Genomic DNA, 1,595 nt, shown 5'->3' on the forward strand with positions numbered 1-1,595 from the left:
TTCCCTTCTAAGTACTCTAAAACTGCATGTGATTTTTCGTCTATCGTATATTTAGTCAAAAAAACTGCACCTCCAATTATTAGATGTTGTCTAACAATTGGGGTGCAGTTCAAAACAGGCTCTTTTTATTTAATGGTTGGAATGTTACATTAAGAAACTTGATCTTTTTAGACTGTAATAGCCTTTTGAACAAAATGACTATCCCCATATTGATTAAATTTCACTATTTTCTTATTTTGAAGTTCCTAAACATGTACCAAAATCTGCTTGATATACTGACGTAGATTCTGTATAGACTTCAAATTGTAAATTTGACATGTTTTTTTCTTTCAAATACTTGCTTGTATTAATAAAATTTCACAACATCTTCGAAAGGTAAGAAGGTTTTTTCTCCCGGTTGTTCATTCGGCTCACCAAATGGCATTTGGGCTACTAAACTCCATTTCCCTGGAATATCCCAAGTTTTCTTTACTTCTTCATCAATAATTGGATTATAGTGTTGTAAAGATGCCCCAATACCTTCTGCTGATAAAGACATCCATATTGCATACTGCAACATTGCACTTCCTTGATGGGACCAATATGGAAATTGTTCTTTATATGATGGTGCTTTATCTTGCATTTGCTCTATTGTTTCTTGGTTTTCAAAGAATAGAATTGTACCTACTCCATCACGAAATCCTTGTAATCGTTCTACAGTCGCTCCAAAGTTCTCTTCTGGAACACGAGAACGAAGTGTTTCTTTTACGATATCCCAAAACTTTTCATGCTCGTCATTCATCACTACCACTATACGTCCACTTTGCATATTAAATGAAGATGGTGCATGTATTGCGGTTTTTAATACTTCATTGATTCTTTCTTTCGTAATATTTTCGTTCTTTTTCACCTTTCGAATGGAACGACGATTGATGATTGCGTCTTTTAAATTTGTTTTAGTTACTGACATTTTGATTCCTCCAAATTATGTTTAATTTTATAATTATATATTCATAGATTTTTTCTAATAGTTTAAACTGTTATTAGCAATTTCCCTTCATATCACATTGCAAGCCATCAAATTCATTTTGTTTATTTTTTTCTGCTTCGTTCTCAATGGCTTGTGCTAACCTTTCTTTGCTAGCTAGTCCTTGAATAGCTTCATCACCAATAATAAACGTTGGAACAGCCATAATGTTAGCTTCTTCGTAAGCATGTTTTAGAGCTTCTTGATGTACTTCGCGATACTTACGTGACACTAACGCTTCTCTAAAAGCATCCTCAGGCAGTTCAACTTCACCTGCTAATTTTGTTAATACTTCAATATCTTCAATATTTTGTTCCTCTTGAAAAAATGCCGTAAACACTCTGCTGTGGAACTCATTCCCTTTTCCATGCTCCTTTGCAAACTGACACCCTTCAAAAGCCAAATGTGTATATGGATGTGGAGAAACACGTGGTAAACGCATATCGACTCCGAGCTTTTTCGCAGTAGGAAGAATATAAGAATCCCATGAATTCAATTTTTCAGGCTCTTGCCATGGATCAATTTTGGAATATGGACTCGGACGCAATTCAAATGGCATCCATTCTACTTCTACATCTTTTTCCTTTAC

General features: G+C 34.5%; 2 protein-coding genes. Both read right to left on the minus strand.

Annotation, left to right across the window (positions count from 1 at the left end; translation table 11 throughout):
- Positions 1-346 precede the first annotated feature (346 nt).
- A complete protein-coding gene (locus tag AC1DUW_RS28165; RefSeq protein ID WP_056523889.1) occupies positions 347-949 on the minus strand; it encodes a nitroreductase family protein in 603 nt (200 codons plus the stop codon).
- Positions 950-1,022: 73 nt separating this feature from the next.
- A partial coding sequence (locus AC1DUW_RS28170; protein WP_477644096.1) for a DsbA family oxidoreductase occupies positions 1,023-1,595 on the minus strand: 573 nt, incomplete at its 5' end.

The organism is Peribacillus sp. P4_C12 (genome assembly GCF_056402095.1).

Bases quoted from the DNA above. Each gene is read 5' to 3' on its own strand.
- AC1DUW_RS28165 (WP_056523889.1), bottom strand. From the start codon at position 949: ATGTCAGTAACTAAAACAAATTTAAAAGACGCAATCATCAATCGTCGT.